14 protein-coding genes and 1 tRNA gene are annotated in these 19,723 nt (G+C 70.9%); 11 read left to right on the top strand and 4 right to left on the bottom strand.

What is annotated here, in order from left to right; translation table 11 throughout:
• Positions 1–1,141 precede the first annotated feature (1,141 nt).
• From dnaN to ACFVYK_RS04750, 8 genes are all read left to right on the top strand, one after another.
• The gene (dnaN, locus tag ACFVYK_RS04715) at positions 1,142–2,272 is read left to right on the top strand and encodes a DNA polymerase III subunit beta (RefSeq protein WP_389768440.1); all 1,131 of its coding nucleotides are present in this window, start codon (positions 1,142–1,144) and stop codon (positions 2,270–2,272) included.
• Positions 2,273–2,497: 225 nt separating this feature from the next.
• Positions 2,498–3,373 carry a phosphogluconate dehydrogenase (NAD(+)-dependent, decarboxylating) gene (gnd, locus tag ACFVYK_RS04720; RefSeq protein WP_389768443.1) on the top strand — a complete coding sequence of 292 codons (876 nt, stop codon included), beginning with the start codon at positions 2,498–2,500 and terminating at the stop codon, positions 3,371–3,373.
• 52 nt (positions 3,374–3,425) lie between these two features.
• A complete protein-coding gene (gene recF / locus ACFVYK_RS04725) occupies positions 3,426–4,547 on the top strand; it encodes a DNA replication/repair protein RecF (RefSeq protein WP_389768445.1) in 1,122 nt (373 codons plus the stop codon).
• Positions 4,544–5,080, top strand: coding sequence for a DUF721 domain-containing protein (locus ACFVYK_RS04730; RefSeq protein WP_389768448.1), 537 nt, complete (start codon positions 4,544–4,546; stop codon positions 5,078–5,080). The genes recF and ACFVYK_RS04730 overlap by 4 nt, the downstream gene beginning before the upstream one ends.
• Positions 5,081–5,454: 374 nt before the next feature.
• On the top strand, positions 5,455–7,542 hold the full coding sequence (gene gyrB / locus ACFVYK_RS04735) for a DNA topoisomerase (ATP-hydrolyzing) subunit B (protein ID WP_389768451.1): 2,088 nt from the start codon (positions 5,455–5,457) through the stop codon (positions 7,540–7,542).
• 42 nt (positions 7,543–7,584) lie between these two features.
• Positions 7,585–10,179, top strand: coding sequence for a DNA gyrase subunit A (gene gyrA / locus ACFVYK_RS04740; RefSeq protein WP_389768453.1), 2,595 nt, complete (start codon positions 7,585–7,587; stop codon positions 10,177–10,179).
• 18 nt (positions 10,180–10,197) lie between these two features.
• Positions 10,198–10,992 carry a DUF3566 domain-containing protein gene (locus ACFVYK_RS04745; protein WP_389768455.1) on the top strand — a complete coding sequence of 265 codons (795 nt, stop codon included), beginning with the start codon at positions 10,198–10,200 and terminating at the stop codon, positions 10,990–10,992.
• Between the two features lie 134 nt (positions 10,993–11,126).
• Positions 11,127–11,200, top strand: a tRNA-Ile gene (locus tag ACFVYK_RS04750).
• Positions 11,201–11,525: 325 nt separating this feature from the next.
• Here the strand turns inward: ACFVYK_RS04750 and ACFVYK_RS04755 are convergent.
• Positions 11,526–13,055: a helix-turn-helix domain-containing protein gene (locus ACFVYK_RS04755; protein WP_389768459.1), complete on the bottom strand. Its 1,530-nt coding sequence runs from the start codon at positions 13,053–13,055 to the stop codon at positions 11,526–11,528.
• 466 nt (positions 13,056–13,521) lie between these two features.
• On the opposite strand from ACFVYK_RS04755, the gene ACFVYK_RS04760 reads away from it, so the two are divergent.
• Positions 13,522–14,136, top strand: a complete 615-nt coding sequence (locus ACFVYK_RS04760) for a DUF4232 domain-containing protein (protein WP_389768462.1) — start codon at positions 13,522–13,524, stop codon at positions 14,134–14,136.
• A gap of 187 nt (positions 14,137–14,323) precedes the next feature.
• Here the strand turns inward: ACFVYK_RS04760 and ACFVYK_RS04765 are convergent, their stop codons facing one another.
• Positions 14,324–14,713, bottom strand: a complete 390-nt coding sequence (locus ACFVYK_RS04765; RefSeq protein ID WP_389768465.1) for a DUF6344 domain-containing protein — start codon at positions 14,711–14,713, stop codon at positions 14,324–14,326.
• Between the two features lie 348 nt (positions 14,714–15,061).
• Here ACFVYK_RS04765 and ACFVYK_RS04770 point away from each other — a divergent pair, with 348 nt between their 5' ends.
• On the top strand, positions 15,062–15,190 hold the full coding sequence (locus ACFVYK_RS04770; protein ID WP_003999697.1) for a DLW-39 family protein: 129 nt from the start codon (positions 15,062–15,064) through the stop codon (positions 15,188–15,190).
• A 247-nt stretch (positions 15,191–15,437) separates the two neighbouring features.
• Positions 15,438–16,925, top strand: coding sequence for a hypothetical protein (locus ACFVYK_RS04775; protein WP_389768466.1), 1,488 nt, complete (start codon positions 15,438–15,440; stop codon positions 16,923–16,925).
• Here the strand turns inward: ACFVYK_RS04775 and ACFVYK_RS04780 are convergent.
• Together ACFVYK_RS04780 and ACFVYK_RS04785 are read right to left on the bottom strand one after the other, a co-directional pair.
• Positions 16,889–18,589, bottom strand: a complete 1,701-nt coding sequence (locus ACFVYK_RS04780) for a protein kinase (RefSeq protein ID WP_389768469.1) — start codon at positions 18,587–18,589, stop codon at positions 16,889–16,891. The genes ACFVYK_RS04775 and ACFVYK_RS04780 overlap by 37 nt on opposite strands.
• 453 nt (positions 18,590–19,042) lie before the next feature.
• Positions 19,043–19,591, bottom strand: a complete 549-nt coding sequence (locus ACFVYK_RS04785) for a helix-turn-helix domain-containing protein (protein WP_389768472.1) — start codon at positions 19,589–19,591, stop codon at positions 19,043–19,045.
• Positions 19,592–19,723: the final 132 nt, after the last annotated feature.

A 19,723-nucleotide genomic window follows, 5' to 3' on the forward strand; every position in this document is an offset into this window, starting at 1 on the left:
TTCCGGGGACGCCCTTCGCCGTTCCCGGACCGCTGCGGCTACGGCTACGGCGGGGCCAATGGCGGCTGACGGAGACCGGTGGAGCCCATGAGAGGACCGACGGGAGACCCACGGGAGCCCCACGGGGAGACCTGCGAGCGTCGGCGGAGGCCGCCGGGAGCTTCCGGAGCTCGGAGGTCGCTCCAAGGCCGCATCGAGACCGCTGGACGCCCGTCGAGGGCCGTCTCACGGGCCCGCGGCCCCGTCCTCGGCCCTTCCCGGCCCCTTCCCGGCCCCTTCCCGGCCCCGTCTCGGTCGCGATGCGGCCGCGACGCGCGTCGTGCGGCGGTCGTACAGGGGTCGCTCACCGCTCACCCGCTGTTCGATTAAGAGCCGAGGTTACGGCCGTCCTCCACAGATTCGGCGACTTTTTCCCGTCCACACCCTGGGGACCGGGAAGTTGTCCAGACTGTGTCCACAGGCACCCTGGATGCGGGACGATCGAGCCAGGTCAATGGGCTGTGGATTCGTGGACGAAGGTCATCCACAGCCTGTGGATGAAAAAACTATCCACAGGCTGTGTACGAAGTTTTCCACCGGCAACCCACAGGCGGAGCCTGCTTGTCCCCAGCGATCACCGGCTTCTCCACATGGCTGTCCACTGTTCGGCAACGTGACGCGCCTCCTCACCGCACCGAGTGAAAGGCGTCACACGAGGTTGCCGAGGGGGCCTGTGGGAAAGACGACCAAACCTGGGGACGACGCTGGGGACAAGTAGCCCCTCCCTGTGCACGGAGTGTGCAGAACTTTTTGTTCTCCACAGAAGGCCCTGGTTATCCACCGGCTCCGCCCACAGGCCCGGTGGATAAAATATCGCCTCTGAGCTGCGAAAACGGGGTTATCCACGGTATCCACAGGCCCTACTACTACTGACAACTAGAGAGAGCGAGGAATCCGTTTCGAAGTGGGTCCTGTGCACAACTCGCGGTCGGACGTCCGGCTGCCCCTCGTCACGACTTGACCCCGAGGGGCACCGACTGTCAGTGCGGTGCGTCAGACTGGTCCCCGATGGTCCTTCCCCTCACCGGGGCCGACCACACCGAGACAGACGACGAAGGCCAGGCAGGGCGAGAAGCGCCGGCAACAGCAGGAGGCGGCAAGAGTGAAGATCCGGGTGGAACGCGACGTACTCGCGGAGGCCGTGGCCTGGGCGGCGCGCAGCCTCCCGGCCCGTCCGCCGGCGCCGGTCCTCGCCGGCCTGCTGCTGAAGGCCGAGGACGGCCAGCTGAGCCTGTCGAGCTTCGACTACGAGGTCTCCGCCCGGGTCTCCGTCGAGACCGAGGTCGAGGAGGAGGGCACCGTCCTGGTCTCGGGCCGCCTGCTCGCGGACATCTGCCGTGCCCTGCCCAACCGCCCGGTGGAGATCTCCACAGAGGGTGTACGGGCGACGGTGGTCTGCGGTTCCTCGCGCTTCACCCTCCACACCCTGCCGGTGGAGGAGTACCCGTCGCTGCCGCAGATGCCGAACGCGACGGGCACGGTCCCGGGCGAGGTCTTCGCCTCCGCGGCCGCCCAGGTCGCCATCGCCGCCGGTCGTGACGACACACTGCCCGTGCTCACCGGTGTGCGCATCGAGATCGAGGGTGACACCGTCACGCTGGCCTCCACCGACCGCTACCGCTTCGCGGTCCGCGAGTTCCTGTGGAAGCCGGAGAACCCGGAGGCCTCCGCGGTCGCCCTGGTGCCCGCCAAGACGCTCCTGGACACCGCCAAGGCGCTCACGAGCGGCGACAGCGTCATCCTGGCGCTGTCCGGCGGCGGCTCGGGCGAGGGCCTGATCGGCTTCGAGGGCGCGGGCCGGCGCACGACGACCCGTCTGCTGGAGGGCGACCTCCCGAAGTACCGCACGCTGTTCCCGACCGAGTTCAACTCCGTCGCCGTGATCGAGACCGCCCCCTTCGTGGAGGCCGTCAAGCGCGTGGCCCTGGTGGCCGAGCGCAACACCCCGGTGCGGCTGAGCTTCGAGCAGGGCGTGCTCATCCTGGAGGCCGGCTCCAGTGACGACGCACAGGCTGTGGAGCGGGTCGACGCACAGCTGGAGGGCGACGACATCTCGATCGCCTTCAACCCGACGTTCCTGCTGGACGGGCTGAGCGCCATCGATTCGCCCGTGGCCCAGCTGTCCTTCACGACGTCCACCAAGCCCGCGCTGCTCAGCGGCAAGCCGGCCCTGGACGCGGAGGCGGACGACGCCTACAAGTACCTGATCATGCCGGTGAGGCTGAGCGGCTGAGCGGCTGAGCGGCCGAGCGGCCGAGCGGTACCGGCGTCGGTACCGGAGGTCGTCCACAGGCTGTGGCCAACGGCCCCCGGTCTGTGGACGAAGCCGCAGGTGAGCGGCGCGCGGGGCAGTACGTCTGAGCGCGTATGCCCACAGGTGTGCGTGACGGTCCGGGTTTAGGCTCGGAGGTGGGCACGAGGTGCCCCGCACGCCACACAGCGACCTAAGGAACAACTGATGGAGCTCGGTCTCGTCGGCCTCGGCAAGATGGGCGGCAACATGCGCGAGCGGATCCGCCGCGCCGGCCACACCGTCGTCGGATACGACCGCAACCCGGACCTCGCCGACGTCCACAGTCTCGAAGACCTGGTGGGCAAGCTCAAGGGCCCGCGGGTGGTCTGGGTGATGGTCCCGGCCGGCGCCGCCACCCAGTCGACCGTCGACGAGCTCGCCGAGCTGCTGGAGCCCGGCGACGTCGTCGTGGACGGCGGCAACTCGCGCTGGACGGACGACGAGAAGCACGCCGGTGAGCTGGCCGCCAAGGGCATCGGCTTCGTCGACTGCGGCGTCTCCGGCGGCGTCTGGGGCCTGGAGAACGGCTACGCGCTGATGTACGGCGGCGAGGCCGAGCACGTGGCCCGGGTCCAGCCGGTCTTCGACGCGCTCAAGCCCGAGGGCGACTTCGGCGCGGTGCACGCCGGCAAGGTCGGCGCGGGGCACTTCGCCAAGATGGTCCACAACGGCATCGAGTACGCCATGATGCAGGCCTACGCCGAGGGCTGGGAGCTGCTGGAGAAGGTCGACTCCGTGGACAACGTCCGCGAGGTCTTCCGTTCCTGGCAGGAGGGCACGGTCATCCGGTCCTGGCTGCTGGACCTCGCGGTCAACGCCCTCGACGAGGACACCCACCTGGACAAGCTGCGCGGCTACGCCGAGGACTCCGGCGAGGGCCGGTGGACGGTGGAGGCCGCCATCGACAACGCCGTGCCGCTGCCCGCGATCACGGCCTCGCTGTTCGCGCGGTTCGCCTCGCGGCAGGACGACTCGCCGCAGATGAAGATGGTCGCGGCGCTGCGCAACCAGTTCGGCGGCCACGCGGTCGAGACGAAGTAATCCACAGGGTCGCTCCGCGATCCACAACGCTGGGGGAGGTCGGCGAACGACCATGCACGTCACGCATCTGTCGCTGGCCGACTTCCGCTCGTACGCCCGGGTCGAAGTCCCGCTCGACCCGGGCGTCACCGCTTTCGTGGGCCCCAACGGGCAGGGCAAGACCAATCTCGTCGAGGCGGTCGGCTATCTCGCGACCCTCGGCAGCCACCGGGTCTCCTCGGACGCGCCCCTGGTACGCATGGGCGCCGACCGCGCCATCGTGCGGGCGCAGGTCAGACAGGGCGAGCGGCAGCAGCTGATCGAGCTGGAGCTGAACCCGGGCCGCGCCAACCGCGCGCGCGTCAACCGCTCCTCGCAGGTCAGGCCGCGGGACGTGCTGGGCATCGTCCGGACCGTGCTGTTCGCGCCCGAGGACCTGGCGCTGGTCAAGGGCGATCCCGGTGAGCGGCGTCGGTTCCTCGACGAGCTGATCACCGCGCGCTCCCCGCGGATGGCGGGGGTGCGCTCGGACTACGAACGGGTGCTCAAGCAGCGCAACACGCTGCTCAAGACGGCGGCCATGGCCCGTCGGCACGGCGGCCGCGCCATGGATCTGTCCACGCTGGACGTGTGGGACCAGCATCTCGCGCGCGTGGGGGCGGAGTTGCTGGCCCAGCGGCTCGATCTGGTGGCCGCGATCCAGCCGCTCGCCGACAAGGCGTACGAGCAGCTGGCGCCCGGAGGCGGTCCGGTGGCCCTGGAGTACAAGCCGTCCGCGCCGGGTGAGGCGCACACGCGTGAGGGTCTCTACGGGCAGTTGACGGCCGCGCTCGCGGACGCGCGCAAGCAGGAGATCGAGCGGGGCGTCACCCTCGTGGGGCCGCACCGGGACGATCTGACGCTCAAGTTGGGGCAGTTGCCGGCCAAGGGGTACGCCTCGCACGGCGAGTCCTGGTCGTACGCGCTGGCGCTGCGGCTGGCCTCTTACGACCTGCTGCGGGCGGAGGGCAACGAGCCGGTGCTGGTGCTGGACGACGTCTTCGCGGAGCTGGACGCGCGTCGGCGGGAGCGGCTGGCGGAGCTGGTCGCGCCGGGCGAGCAGGTGCTGGTGACGGCGGCGGTCGACGACGATGTGCCGGGCGTCCTCGCGGGGGCGCGGTACGCCGTGTCCGAGGGGGCGGTGGAACGCCTGTGAGCGGCGAGGAGCCTGCTTCGCAGCGGGTGCCCGAGCCGTCCGGCGTCGATCTGGCGCGCGTGGCGCTCAGGGCGGCGCGGGAGCAGGCACGCGCGCGGGGGAACGCGGCGCAGCAGAAGAAGCAGGCCCGGCGCGGGGGCGGTCTGCGCTCCGGGGCGGGTGCGGACGGCCGTGACCCGATGGCGCTGGGCGCCGCGATCAACCGGCTGCTCACCGAGCGGGGCTGGGAGGCGCCGGCCGCGGTGGGCGGGGTGATGGGCCGCTGGCCGCAGATCGTGGGCGAGGACGTGGCCAAGCACTGTGAGCCGGAGAGGTACGACGAGGAGGAGCGGGCGCTGATCGTGCGCTGCGACTCCACGGCGTGGGCGACGAACCTGCGGCTGCTCGCTCCGACGCTCGTGGCGCGCCTCAACGAGGATCTGGGCCATGGCACGGTCCGGTTGATCAAGGTTCTCGGGCCCGGTGGTCCCCAGCGTCGCTACGGCCCCTTGAGGGCCCCTGGAAGCACCGGTCCCGGTGACACCTACGGGTGACGTGCATCACGTCTTCGTGTGGCCGGGCGGTCCTGTCGGGACCGCCCGGCCTTCTTTTCGCGCGTCCGCGCGCGCGTGCGAATCGGGACCTGACTCCCAAGTAGCCAAGGGTTGACACCTGGAAGCGCTGAGTGCCTCCGTGAGCCTCTTGGAGCCCCCTTCCGCATATCGGGACCCGGAAGAGACCGGTTGAGGGCGGCACATGCGGACTCAGGTACCGGCAAACCCCCATCAGTGTCAGTGCTACCGGTAGACTGGAAGCCAATCCCGCCCCGAACGTGGGGACCGCCCGGGAAAAGCTGAGCAACGCTGATCAAGGCTGACCAACGCAACATGCCGCAGCCGCTCCGGCAACCTGCCGACGAGCCTGGCTGGTGCTGTGCCAGAAAGGGCGCTTCGTGGCCGATTCCGGCAACCCCAACGAGAACATCCCGTCCACCGACGCCGGCGCGAACAGCGGGGCGAGTGCCTCGTCCGGCCACGAGGTCACCGCCTCGTACGACGCCAGCGCGATCACCGTCCTCGAGGGCCTGGACGCCGTCCGCAAGCGACCCGGTATGTACATCGGTTCCACCGGTGAGCGCGGTCTGCACCACCTCGTGTACGAGGTCGTCGACAACTCGGTCGACGAGGCGCTGGCCGGGCACGCGGACACCATCGACGTGACGATCCTGGCCGACGGCGGCGTACGGGTCACCGACAACGGCCGCGGCATCCCGGTGGGCATCGTCGCCTCCGAGGGCAAGCCGGCCCTCGAGGTCGTGCTGACCGTGCTGCACGCGGGCGGCAAGTTCGGCGGCGGCGGCTACGCCGTCTCCGGCGGTCTGCACGGCGTCGGCGTCTCCGTCGTCAACGCCCTGTCGAGCAAGGTCGCCGTCGAGGTCAGGACCGACGGCCACCGCTGGACGCAGGACTACAAGATGGGCGTCCCGACGGCGCCGCTGGCCAAGCACGAGGCCATCGAGGACACCGGCACGTCGGTCACCTTCTGGGCCGACGCCGACATCTTCGAGACGACCGAGTACTCCTTCGAGACGCTGTCGCGGCGCTTCCAGGAGATGGCGTTCCTCAACAAGGGCCTGACGATCAAGCTCACTGACGAGCGCGAGTCGGCGAAGGCCACCGCCGGGGCGGACGAGGCGGGTGCGGACGAGAAGGACGAGGTCAAGACCGTCACGTACCACTACGAGGGCGGCATCGTCGACTTCGTGAAGTACCTCAACTCCCGCAAGGGCGAGGCGGTGCACCCGACGGTCATCGACCTGGAGGCGGAGGACAAGGACAAGAGCCTGTCCCTCGAGGTCGCCATGCAGTGGAACAGCGGTTACAGCGAGGGCGTGTACTCCTTCGCCAACATCATCCACACGCATGAGGGCGGCACGCACGAGGAGGGCTTCCGCGCGGCGTTGACGAACCTGGTCAACAAGTACGCGCGGGACAAGAAGCTGCTGCGCGAGAAGGACGACAACCTCACGGGCGACGACATCCGCGAGGGTCTGACGGCGATCATCTCGGTCAAGCTGAGCGAGCCGCAGTTCGAGGGCCAGACCAAGACCAAGCTGGGCAACACGGAGGCCAAGACCTTCGTCCAGAAGGCGGTCTACGAGCACCTCAACGACTGGCTGGACCGCAACCCGGTCGAGGCCGCGGACATCGTCCGCAAGGGCATCCAGGCGGCCACCGCGCGCGTGGCGGCCCGCAAGGCCCGCGACCTGACCCGTCGCAAGGGGCTGCTGGAGTCGGCGTCGCTGCCGGGCAAGCTCTCCGACTGCCAGTCGAACGACCCCACCAAGTGCGAGATCTTCATCGTCGAGGGCGACTCCGCCGGCGGCTCGGCCAAGTCCGGCCGTAATCCGCAGTACCAGGCGATCCTCCCGATCCGGGGCAAGATCCTCAACGTCGAGAAGGCGCGGATCGACAAGATCCTGCAGAACCAGGAGATCCAGGCGCTGATCTCCGCCTTCGGCACGGGCGTGCACGAGGACTTCGACATCTCGAAGCTCCGCTATCACAAGATCATCCTGATGGCGGACGCCGACGTCGACGGACAGCACATCAGCACCCTGCTGCTGACCTTCCTGTTCCGCTTCATGCGGCCGCTGGTCGAGGCCGGGCACGTGTACCTCTCCCGTCCTCCGCTCTACAAGATCAAGTGGGGTCGGGACGACATCGAGTACGCGTACTCCGACCGCGAGCGCGACGCGCTGATCGAGATGGGCCGCCAGCGCGGCAAGCGCGTGCGCGAGGACTCGATCCAGCGGTTCAAGGGCCTCGGCGAGATGAACGCCGAGGAGCTGCGCATCACGACGATGGACCAGGAGCACCGGGTCCTCGGCCAGGTCACCCTCGACGACGCCGCCCAGGCCGACGACCTGTTCTCGGTCCTCATGGGCGAGGACGTCGAAGCGCGCCGCGCCTTCATCCAGCGCAACGCCAAGGACGTCCGCTTCCTCGACATCTGAGTCGGTCTCAGCTGACCGCACCAGGAAGGATCCCCACCAGCAATGACCGACGAGAACACTCCCGTCACCCCTGAAGAGGGCGGCGACATCGTCATGCGCATCGAGCCCGTCGGGCTCGAGACGGAGATGCAGCGCTCGTACCTCGACTACGCGATGTCCGTCATCGTCTCCCGCGCGCTGCCGGACGTCCGCGACGGTCTCAAGCCCGTCCACCGCCGGGTGCTGTACGCGATGTACGACGGCGGCTACCGCCCCGAGCGCGGCTTCTACAAGTGCGCCCGCGTGGTCGGCGACGTCATGGGCAACTACCACCCGCACGGCGACAGTTCGATCTACGACGCCCTGGTGCGTCTCGCCCAGCCGTGGTCGATGCGCATGCCGCTCGTGGACTCCAACGGCAACTTCGGCTCCCCGGGCAACGACCCGGCGGCGGCCATGCGGTACACCGAGTGCAAGATGGCGCCGCTGTCGATGGAGATGGTCCGTGACATCGACGAGGAGACCGTCGACTTCACGGACAACTACGACGGCCGCTCCCAGGAGCCGACCGTCCTGCCGGCCCGCTTCCCGAACCTGCTGATCAACGGCTCGGCAGGCATCGCCGTCGGCATGGCGACCAACATCCCCGCGCACAACCTGCGCGAGGTCGCGGCCGGCGCCCAGTGGTACCTGGAGAACCCGGAGGCCTCGCACGAGGAGCTCCTGGACGCCCTCCTGGAGCGCATCAAGGGCCCCGACTTCCCCACCGGCGCCCTCGTGGTGGGCCGCAAGGGCATCGAGGAGGCCTACCGCACCGGCCGCGGCTCGATCACCATGCGGGCGGTCGTCGAGGTCGAGGAGATCCAGAACCGCCAGTGCCTGGTGGTCACCGAGCTGCCCTACCAGGTCAACCCGGACAACCTGGCGCAGAAGATCGCCGACCTGGTGAAGGACGGCAAGATCGGCGGCATCGCGGACGTCCGCGACGAGACGTCGTCGCGCACGGGCCAGCGCCTGGTCATCGTCCTCAAGAGGGACGCGGTCGCCAAGGTCGTCCTGAACAACCTGTACAAGCACACCGACCTGCAGACGAACTTCGGCGCCAACATGCTGGCGCTGGTCGACGGCGTGCCGCGCACGCTGTCCCTGGACGCGTTCATCCGGCACTGGGTGACGCACCAGATCGAGGTCATCGTCCGCCGTACGAAGTTCCGGCTACGCAAGGCCGAGGAGCGGGCCCACATCCTGCGCGGCCTGCTGAAGGCCCTGGACGCCATCGACGAGGTCATCGCGCTGATCCGGCGCAGCGACACCGTCGACATCGCGCGCACGGGCCTGATGGAGCTCCTGGAGATCGACGAGATCCAGGCCAACGCCATCCTCGAGATGCAGCTGCGCCGACTGGCCGCCCTGGAGCGCCGGAAGATCATCCAGGAGCACGACGAGCTCCAGGCGAAGATCACCGAGTACAACGCGATCCTCGCGTCCCCGGAGCGTCAGCGGGGCATCGTGAGCGACGAGCTGGCCGCGATCGTCGACAAGTACGGCGACGACCGCAAGACGATGCTGGTGCCCTACGACGGCGACATGTCCATCGAGGACCTCATCGCCGAGGAGGACATCGTCGTCACCGTCACGCGCGGGGGCTACGTCAAGCGCACCAAGACGGACGACTACCGCGCCCAGAAGCGCGGCGGCAAGGGCGTGCGCGGCGCGAAGCTGAAGGAAGACGACATCGTCGACCACTTCTTCGTCTCCACCACGCACCACTGGCTGCTGTTCTTCACCAACAAGGGCCGCGTCTACCGGGCCAAGGCGTACGAGCTCCCGGACGCCGGGCGGGACGCGCGCGGGCAGCACGTCGCGAACCTCCTGGCCTTCCAGCCGGACGAGGCGATCGCCGAGATCCTCGCGATCCGCACCTATGAGGTCGCGCCGTACCTGGTCCTGGCCACCAAGGGCGGTCTGGTCAAGAAGACGCCTCTGAAGGATTACGATTCGCCGCGTTCCGGTGGCGTCATCGCGATCAACCTCCGTGAGACGGAGGACGGTTCCGACGACGAACTGATCGGAGCCGAACTCGTGTCGGCCGACGACGATCTGCTTCTGATCAGCAAGAAGGCCCAGTCGATCAGGTTCACCGCCACGGACGAGAGTCTGCGTCCCATGGGCCGTGCGACCTCGGGCGTCAAGGGCATGAGCTTCCGCGAGGGAGACCAGCTGCTCTCGATGAATGTTGTTCGACCCGGTACGTTCGTGTTCACTGCCACAGACGGCGGGTACGCGAAGCGGACCGCCGTCGACGAGTACCGCGTCCAGGGTCGCGGCGGCCTCGGCATCAAGGCCGCCAAGATCGTCGAGGACCGTGGCTCCCTCGTCGGCGCGCTGGTGGTCGAGGAGACCGACGAGATCCTCGCCATCACGCTGGGCGGCGGTGTGATTCGTACGCGAGTCAACGAGATCAGGGAGACCGGCCGTGACACCATGGGCGTCCAACTGATCAACCTGGGCAAGCGCGATGCCGTCGTCGGTATCGCACGTAACGCCGAGGCGGGGCGCGAGGCGGAGGAGGTCGACGGCGACGTTGCCGTGGACGAGACCGCCGACAACGCCACGACCGCCGGCACGGACGAGGGTGAGGCGCCCTCGCCCGAGTAGCACGAGGAGTGAGTCATCGTGAGCGGAGCCACGGGCGCCGGTACGTCTGCCGGTACGGACAAGAGCGGCGGCGGCCGTGGCTCCGCCGCCCCGGAGGGGGACGCGCGGACGACCGACGCGCGGGGCGCGGGGGGCGCCGAGGGCCGTGCGGCGGACACCCACACGACCCAGCTGAAGGCCGTCAAGGCGCCCGTGGCCGAATCGCCCTCCTCTTCCTCGCCCTCGACCGACACACCAGGCTCGAAGGGATCCCAGGGGGGAACCGTGACGGACACCCGAGGCTCACAGGCCAAGCAGCCTGACGCGTCGCCGCTGCCCGGTGAACGCCGGCCGCAGCAGCCCACCGCGCCCTACCACCCGCCGCAGGCCTACCCGCCGCAGGCGGCTCCCGCGTCGACCGGCGCGGTACGGCGGCCGCGGACCGGCGCCCGCACCGCGCCCCGCGTGCGCAAGGCGCGGCTGCGCGTGGCCAAGGCCGACCCGTGGTCGGTGATGAAGGTCAGCTTCCTGCTCTCCATCGCGCTGGGCATCTGCACGATCGTGGCGGCCGCCGTGCTGTGGATGGTCATGGACGCGATGGGCGTCTTCTCGACGGTCGGCGGCACGATCTCGGAGGCGACCGGCTCCAACGAGTCGAACGGCTTCGACCTCCAGTCGTTCCTGTCGCTCCCCCACGTCCTGATGTTCACGGCGATCATCGCGGTCATCGACGTCGTCCTCGCGACGGCTCTGGCGACCCTCGGCGCGTTCATCTACAACCTCTCCGCGGGCTTCGTCGGCGGCGTGGAACTGACGCTGGCCGAGGACGAGTGACCGACGACTGATCCAGCCGTCACCGCGGTCGCGACCCCGCGCCGGGAGCCCCCCGACTATCGATTTTGGGACTGCCCAGGTCGTGCGCTAATCTTCAGGAGTCAGCGCGCGGGACACACACCGCACAGCGCGGCGGGGCTATAGCTCAGTTGGTTAGAGCGCATCCCTGATAAGGATGAGGCCACAGGTTCAAATCCTGTTAGCCCCACATGCGAGAAGACCCCCGGACCATCGGTCCGGGGGTCTTTTGACACCATCAGCCGGCGATCTCCTGTTCCAGCTCTTGGAGATCCCGCCGCTCCACGAGGAGGCCCGCTCGGCGCTGCCGCCGCCGATGCGCTGGCGCCGCCCGATGCGCGGCCGCCGCCGACGCGCGCCTCCCACCTGTGCACAGGGCCGGAAGCCATGAACGGGTCCGGACTCGCCGAGACCGGAGGCGGCAGTGACTCCGCTCTCATCGGCGGTTCGGCGATCGCGGTGATCACGGCCGGCGCGGCGTGCTGTTCGCGGTGCGCGGCGGCGGGCGGACGCGGTCAGCGCCCGTCGCCGACTTCCCCGTCACCGACTTCCCCGTCACCGCCTGCCGCGTCACCGACTTGCCCGTCGTCGCCTGCCGCGTCGTCGTAGGCGGCGGTCATGGGGACCCAGCCACGGGGATTGCGGTACCAGAGGTGCGGTAGCCCCGTGATGCTGGTGGTGCGGAACGGGCGGCCGTGGTCGTCGATGCGCACCGTGCCGCTGCGGCCCTGCGAGGACCAGTCGAGTTCCAGGTACCAGTCGCAGGTGCAGGACACGGTGCGCGCGGAGAGCATCAGGACCTCCGGCTCCCGCAGGGACACCTGGTACGGGAAGTCGATCGCCGGCTCCGGCCTGTCCGGATCGTTGCCGGGCATCGAACGCGCCAGGGGCCGGCGCGCGTCGAGGTCCACGGAGAAGTAGCGGGGGACGAGGACGGCGCCGCAGCCTTCGTACATCGAGTAGGCGATGCCGCGGCGGGCGGCGGGTGTGGTGCGGTCGACCAGGCGCACGTGCAGGGCCTCCAGGACGACGGCGGCCGAGCCGCGCCCCTGCACCGAGATCCGCAGATCGGTGGTGCGCCCGTGCACAGCCCCGAGCGACGCGGCCCACACCGCGGCGTCCGCTGGGGTCGGCGGGGGCGGGACCTGCTGAGGCGGCTTGGCGATGACGTAGTCGTGGTCGCAGTCGAGCTGCCACAGATGGGAGTCGGCCGTCCAGGTGAGGGGGACCGGCGGCGGGACCGTGCCGGCGCCCGTCCGGTTCCTTCGAGGACCTCCGTCGCCGTGCGCGGCCGGCGGCGAGGACGGCGGTGCGGCGGGGGCGGAGGCCGACGGCTCACCGCCGCCGGAGGAGGGCTCGGCAGCGGGGCGCGGGCCGCCGCCGCGGTGCGCGGCCGGTGACGAGGGTCGCGGTCCCGTGCGGGCGGAGGCCGACGGCTCACCGCCGCCGGAGGAGGGTCCGGCAGCGGAGGTGGTGAGGCCTGCGAGGACGACGGCGAGCGCGCCCGCCAGCGCCATCGATCGCACGGGCCGTCGCCGAAGACGTCCGGCACGCGGCCGCCGGTCGGCCGGAGGGACCGGCGCCGGGCGGGGACCGGGCGGCGCGGTCGGCTCCGGCCGTCGGTCGACCGGTGAGCTCACCCCCCGGCGCGGGCCGGCCGGTGCGCTCGGTTCAGGCGCCTCGTCCGGCGGACTGCCGTGGCTCGCGGACGCCGCCGCCGATTCCGCTGCGCCCGCGGCCTCCGCAGGGTCATGGGGCCGCGGCGCCCGCCCGGCGGACGGGCGTGGTCGTCGCCGTGCCGCGACCGCCAGGATCCACCGGCGATGCAGCACCACGCGCTCCTCGGGGGACGCGCCGCAGAGGGCGGCGAACCGCTCGATCCCGGTGAAGTCCAGGGGAACCACCTCACCGGAGCAGTAGCGGTGCAGCGTGGAGGCGTTCATCTCCAGCCGGCGGGCCAGCGCCGCGTAGCTGCGGTCCGTGCGCCCCTTCATACGCGTCAGCAGCAGCGCGAACTCCGCCACGTCCTCGTGGATTGCGTCCATGTGGTCCGTACTCGCATCCATCCATCGGCCGGTGCTGTCATGCCCTGCTCCAGGACGGCATCCCCGGCACTCCCCATACCTGCACGTCGGTCGGGCCGCGCACGGTTCCAGCGGCTGTGTCACGCCTTTCCTCGGGACCGCCTGACCCGCGCTCGGGGTACGGATCGAGCGCACCGGGCGTCCGGACGCCGGCCTGCGGGCGTTTTCCGTCCCGGGCGGGCATCCCAGGCTTCCGGGGCCCCGCAGGTCGTGGGCGGTGGGACCGTCCCACCGTTGCAGGTGGGCGTCAGCCGTTGTCCCAGGCCCGCGGGGCGTCCCACGCTGTGGCTGTCGCACCGGCTGAAGCGGCCGGCCGCCCGGTGGCGCGCCGCCCTCCTGCCGAGCAGAACCCCTGCCGAGCAGAACCCCTGCCGAGCAGAACCCCTGCCGAGCAGAACCTCATACGGATCAGAAAAGGAACACACACATGAACACGAAGTCCTTCGCGGCCCGCCGTGTGGCCGTGGCCGCAGGTCTCGTCCTGGCCGTCGGGTGCGGTGTGTCGGCCCATGCCTCCGCCACCGGACCGCAGACGAGCAGCAGGACGGCCGACGCTGCGGCCACCCACCGCGCGGGCGGCAGTGGCGGAAAGACCGCTGCGGTCGCCGCGTGCACCCAGGAGGTGCTCGGAGTGTCCGCCGTGAAGGAGCCCGCGGACAGCAAGGACGCCAGGCACCTGCTCCTCACCGTCCAGAACGCCGGCGACAAGAAGTGCAACGTGTACCGCTACCCCCTCGTGCGGCTCGGCGACGGCCGCACCACGGCCCCGGTCATCAAGGAGAGCGACCCGGACCCGGGGGCGCCCGTCACCCTCGCTCCGGGTGAGGAGGCGTATGCCGCCCTGCTCGTCAACGGTCCCATGGACGAGTACGAGGCGAAGAGCATCACCCTCGGCCTCCAGGGGCGTCAGCCCGGCAGCCGCGCGGGCAAGCCGATCGACGTCCCCATGCCGGTCGACACGTTGTACGCCAACGACGGTCAGCGGGTCACCTACTGGACGACCGCTCCCGGTTTCGCCCTGGACTTCATCATGTCCAAGTGACTTTTCGGGCCGCGGGCCGCGGTTCACGGGGGGCTTGAGGGAGCGGCCCTGGTCACCGGGTCCGCTCCGCGCGTGGGCGGCGGGGCACATGGCGAAGGCCCGGGGGCTCCTGGGGGAGCTGCCGGGCCTGTCCGTGCGGGCTGTACGCAGGTTCGCCGTCACGTCATGGTCGGGAAGGGGCCGGGACTCAGCGCTGCAGGGGGATGGCCGGTTCGGCAGGTTCCGCGAGGTCGGCCGGCGCGCAGGAGGTCGCGCCCTGCTCGGCCTCCTCCGTGTCGGGAAGCTCGCGGTGGCGGCAGCTGGGGGACTTGCCGTGGGCCTCGGCGCGGATGCGCTGCTTCATCGTGGGGGGAAGTGAGCGGGCCTGGGACCAGAGCCCGGGCGACGACGCCGTCGGCCAGGCGGGCGTGGACGCGGCGGCCGCGCTCTCGCCGGTGTTCGCCGGCTCGGTGCGCGCCGGCTCGGTCTGCGCCGTCGCCGCGGCGGCGGTCGTCGTGATGAGTCCGAGCGCCGTGCACAGCGCGAGTACGGCGGTGACGATGGCGGTCCACAGCTTCACGACCCGGTTCTCGGTCATGGCCCCTCACTTTCGGGTTGGGCGATTTGCGTACTTTCCTCATGATGTGTATGGACGCCGCGAAGTGGTGGACCGACGCTCGCGGCGTGGCGTTGTTCCGATGAACACCACTCGGATGGCCGCAAGAAGGCGAAAAAGCGGATGAGCAGTGACCTTGATGGCGATGTCGGGCGAAAATCACCCTCCGTCCAGGTGTGATCACCCTCCGATCGGAGCGGTGCGGGCGGCTCCTACTGAGCTGCCGAAGACGGGAGTTGAGGGCGGGACGCAGGTCACCGATCGGTATCGGCCGGTGTGTATAGTCGGGCGCCAGAGGTCCCCAACGTCAAGGAAAGACGAGGTCGCGCGGTGAAGAAGCTTCTCCTGGTCGCACTGGCCGCTATCGGCGGGCTCCTCGTGTACCGCCAGATCCAGGCGGATCGCGCCGAGCAGGACCTGTGGACGGAGGCGACCGACTCCGTGCCCACGGGTTCTTGAGTATCGATACCGAAGACTGAGCAGACCCCGACCGCCCAGCGGTCGGGGTTTTGTGTTGTGTGTTGCGCGAGCGCCCGACCGGGGTTAGAGGCGGGCTTTTCGGACGCTCGCCGGCAATGCGCGGGTGCCGTGGGCGCGGGCGGGGCAGGATGGCCCACGTTCGGTCGAAGGTGAGGGGGCGGGGTCGATGGGCCGGCGGGCGGGACGTGGGGTGACCGGGTGGCGGGCCGTCGTACGGATCACGGCTGTGGGGGCGACGCTCTGCGTGTCGACGGCTGCGCTGCCCGGACCGGGCGCGGCGGCCGCGCCGAACGTCCCGTCGTACGCCTTCCCCGACGACGTCCGCACCGTCCGGGCGGCCACGGCCACCACCGGGGCCGTGGGCCTGGAACCCGGCGCGACCTACCGCAGCTCGCTCTCCCTTCCGTCAGGGACCGAGGGATCCGGCCAGAGCGAGAGCCCGGACGAGAGTCAGGGTCAGGTCCCGGACGAGGGTCAGGGCCAGAGTCGGAGTCAGGGTCAGGGGCAGGACACGGGGGACGAGGTCGCCAAGGCCTACTTCCGGCTCGAACTCGACGGCGTCTCGAACGTCTACGTCGGCGTGACGGCCATCCCGCGCGCGGGAACGGAACTCGCCGCCGGCGACGGGATCAGCGTCTCCGTGCAGGACGCCGACAGCACCCGTTGCTCCCGCGACTCGGCGATCGTCGGGGCGTCCAGGAGCCCGCAGCCGATCACGGCCTGGGGGGCGCGCGAGCTGCTGCCGGGCCGGGGGGCCTGCCAGGGGGCCGGGACGTACTACGTCGTTGTCGAACGCAATAAAATCAGTACCGGAAGCAGTGCCAGTGGCAGTGCCAGTGCCGGCACCGGTTCCGGGGACGGCGCCGATGCCGGTGACGAGCCGTGGGAGCTGGAGATCGCGCCCGTCTCCGAACCGGCGCTCGGAAAGGCGGCCGCCACGAACGCGCCCGAGAAGTGGGACTCCGCCACCCCCGCGCCGCCCACCGGCGAACCGGTGGCCGTCCGGGGCGGGGCCGGCTTCACCAGGGCGACCGCGGTGGAACAGGGCGTCTGGCGCGACGAGATCGTCCCCGGGCAGACCCTCTTCTACAAGGTGCCCGTCGACTGGGGCCGCCAGGTGTCCGCCTCCGTCGACCTCGGCAGCGCGGAGAAGGACTCGGGTTACGTGGTCGACGCCCTCGACCTGACCCTCTACAACCCGGTGCGAGCCGAGGTCAGGGAGGCGAGCGTCGGCTACGGCGGCAGCCAGAAGTCGGCCGCGCCGCCGCCCGTGCCGCCGGTCGGATACGCCAACCGGTACGCGTCCGCGAGCGCGACGAAGGCGCTGCGGTTCGCCGGCTCCTACTACCTCGTCGTGCACCTGGCCGCGCGGGTCGGCGCACGCTTCGGACCGGGGCCCTACGGGCTGACCCTGCGCGTGCGGCTCGGCGGCACCACGCAGGCCGGCCCGGGGTACGCGGGACGGTCGGCGCCGCGCGGCTTCTTCGACGTCGGAGCGCGCGATCCGGAGCTCTCGGCGGGGCCGGGTCTGACGAGCCGTGACGCCGCCGCGGGCGGGGGAGCGCCGGACGGCGACCCCGTGATGAAGGCGGTCGCCGTGGGCGGCATCGGCGCCGGAAGCCTGCTGCTGGCGGTGCTCGGGGCCTGGACGCTCACCGCCCGGCGCAGGGCCACGGCTCAGACGTGCGCCAACGCCCAGAATCCCACGGCGTAGCAGACCAGCGCGAGGAGCAGCATCGGCACCGCGACCTTGGCGGGGGGACCGGGACGCCCACGGCGGACGGCACGGTGCCTCCGTCGACGTTCCCCGCCCTCCGAGACCTGCGAGACCTGCGAGACGTGCAGGGCCGGTGGGGGATACGGGGCTCTGAGGGACTCGGGTGACTGGGGTGACTGGGGTGACGACTGTGCGCCTGCCGGGTCCTGCGCGGTGTACGAGGCGGTGGAGGAGCCCGTGTGGCGCTGGCCGTGGGACGGCAGCGCGAACGTCGTCTCCGGCGCGTAGGAGCCGGCGGACGAGCCGGGTGCGGGCGGGTGCGGCAGGGGCGCGGGTGCGTAGGCGGGCGGACGCGGAGCCGGGAGCTGCGCCGGCGAGGGCGTCGACGTGGGGGAGGAGGTCCCCGTCGGTTGCGGCGGCGGCAGATGGAAGCTTCCGGTGTCCGACATGGAGGGATGCGTCGCGCGTCGCGGATCGATCGGCACGGAGTCGGTCCCCGGCCACGCCGAGCCGGAACCGGTGCCGCCGCCCTGGCCGCCGCTGCTGCCGTTGCCGGGCCCGAAGTCGTCACCGGGGCCGGCCTGGGCGCGGGTTCCGGGCGTCGCCGTGCCGGAAGGAAGGAGTCCGCTGCCCGTAGGGGCTGACTCCGGGGCGATCGTTTCCGGCCGCGAGGGCAGAGATCCGGCGTCCGGACGGGCCGTATGGGGAGTACGGGGAGTACGGGGAATCCGGCGAGCGGTGTCGGGACGGGCGGGCGGCGAGCCCGCGTCCCGCGTCGGGACCGACGGACCCTCGGGGCCGAACCCCTGCGGAAGCGGCCCCAGTTGGTCGAAAATCTCGATCGTCTCGTCGTCCGGGCCCGGCTCGGGCAGCAGCTCGACGGCGGCGGCGAGCGCCTTGCGCGCCCCCGTGGCCGAGCGGAAACGTGCCTGCGGCTCCGGCTGCAGCAGGGTGGCCACGACCTGCCAGAGCGGCTCCGGAACGGTCTTGGGGGCGCTCGGCGTCCCGTGTTCCGCGAAGTACTGGACGAGCGCCTTGGCGTCGGGCTTGGCCCCTTCCAGCAGATACAGCGCCACCAGGCCGACGGCGAAGAGGTCGGCGGGGAAATCGGGATCGGCGCCCAGCATCTGCTCGGGCGCGAGGTAACCGGGCGTCCCCACCACGAGGTTGGTGTCGGTCAGCCGCGGCTCGCCCAGCCGCATCGCGATCCCGAAGTCGGAGAGCCGCAGACGCGGTCGGCCCGTGCCGGTGGCCTCCAGCAGGATGTTGGCCGGTTTGATGTCACGGTGCACGACGCCTTCCGCGTGGACCGCCGTGAGCCCGGCGAGCAACTGGTCGAGCAGCGTGCACACGAACACCGGCGGCAGCGGCCCGTAGTCGTTGACGAGATGGACCAGCGAGCCCCCCGCCACCAGGTCCATCGTGAACAGGACCTTGTCGTCGTCGGCGGCCCAGCTGGCGGGGGCGAGCACATGGGGATGGTCGATCCTCAGCGCCTGCTCGCGCACGAAGCGCAGCAGCGCGTGCGCGTCGCTCTGCTGCAACACCTTCGCGGCGACATAGCGGCGCCGGCGGCGGTCCCAGGCGCGCCAGACCGCGCCGACCCCACCCCGGCCGATCGGATCGGCCAGTTCGTACCGTGCGGCGAAGACCTCACCCATGGCAGTGCGTCGCTCCTCCCCCTCGGTCCCCCTGGTCCCGCTTCCCCCACGTCCGCTTCTCTTCCCGGACCCCGGTCCTCCCAGCCCTTCCGAGGCGCCCTTCCGGCCGCCTTCCCCCGTGACGAGCGGTACGCCCCCGTGCGCGCCGTCGCCCCGCTCGCCGTCACTTCACCGCACGTCACCGGACGCCACGTCACGTCACACCACGTCACATCACCCGGATCCCCTGAGCGTCATACCGCCCCCCGACCGCCCCGGACCGTCCCCCGACGGTCCGCTGAACATCCCCCCACGGTGAACCGACCGTCCCCCGACGGTCCGCTGAACGTCCCCCACGGTGAACCGACCGTCCCCCGACGGTCCGCTGAACGTCCCCCACGGTGAACCGACCGTCCCCCGACGGTCAGCCGACCACCCGGCTGCCGAACCCCCTCCGGCGACCGGGCCGAAGGCTCAGTTCTGGTGGGACTGGTAGTGCGTGACCGCGTCGGAGGTCCGGCCCGCGCCGTACACCCGGAGGAACTCTGCCAGTTCCGGGTGGGTCGCGGCGAGGGTGTCCGCGGCCTCGATGATGTCGCCCGCGGCGGCCACCGAGCGCAGCAGGGACTGGATCTCGCGGACCACCCGCTTGACCGTGGGCGCCCCCGAACTGTTCGTCGTGTGAGTGGTGTTGCTCAGCACCGAGCCCCCCTGGGACCGCTTGATCTCGTCCATGCGCTCGGTCGCCTCGGCGGCGCTGACGCTGCCGTCCGCGACCTGCGCCGCCAACTCCTGCAGCAGCTGCACCCGCTGCACCACCGCCGGATTGCCGATCTTCGCCCGCTGACCGCTCATCAGCTGCGACAGCATCGGCGCCGACAGTCCCAGCACCCCCGCGAGACGAGCCTGGTTGAGACCAAGATCGTCGATGAGCTTACGGAAGAGCGCCCCCAGCGGCTCCCCGTACCAGTTCCGCTGCAGTTCCCGCGCTCTCGCGGTCGCTTCCTGCTGTGCGGCGTCCATTGCGTCTCCCCATCGCTTCCCCAGAAACGCGGGTGGGGGTGGGGGACCCCCGGTGTGGAGGGTAACGCGAGTGGTGGTACCGCGGGGGCCCCCCGGAGTTTTGGGGGTGAACCCCCGGGACCCGGGGGCGGG

Origin of the sequence: Streptomyces sp. NPDC058291 (assembly GCF_042880855.1) — a bacterium.
Taxonomy (GTDB): Bacteria; Actinomycetota; Actinomycetes; order Streptomycetales; family Streptomycetaceae; genus Streptomyces.